1 protein-coding gene is annotated in these 391 nt (G+C 44.2%); it reads left to right on the top strand.

Features of this window, described 5'->3' with window-relative positions; translation table 11 throughout:
- On the top strand, positions 1–391 hold a 391-nt coding region (locus DV740_RS14585), incomplete at both ends, for a T7SS effector LXG polymorphic toxin (RefSeq protein ID WP_147342284.1).

A 391-nucleotide genomic window follows, 5' to 3' on the forward strand; every position in this document is an offset into this window, starting at 1 on the left:
GGAGAGGCAGCAGAGCATGTAAGAAGCTATATGTGGGATTATCATATGAATCTTGCAAATATGATAAAAGATACGATAGAAACCTACCGGAGCAGCTTTATACTCTATACAGACTGGTATTATAACATTGATTCTGACCAGATGGCAGAGATGTCTCAGGATTCCATGGAGGGACTGGAGGAGAACATTCAGGGAGCAAGATCAGACTTTGATGCGGTAGCAGAGGAAGTAGCGGATATTGAGAGAGAACTGTCTGCTTATCTTGATGTGGGCAGATTTTCTACAACCTGTATGGAAAGCTGTTTTGACAATGCGCTTGCCGGAGTGCAGAATGTCCGCACACAGATAGGGGAATATGAAGAGGCACACAGCCATGCAGATATGTATCCCA

Origin of the sequence: Roseburia sp. AF02-12, from assembly GCF_003461765.1 — a bacterium.
GTDB classification, from domain to species: domain Bacteria; phylum Bacillota; class Clostridia; order Lachnospirales; family Lachnospiraceae; genus Roseburia_C; species Roseburia_C amylophila.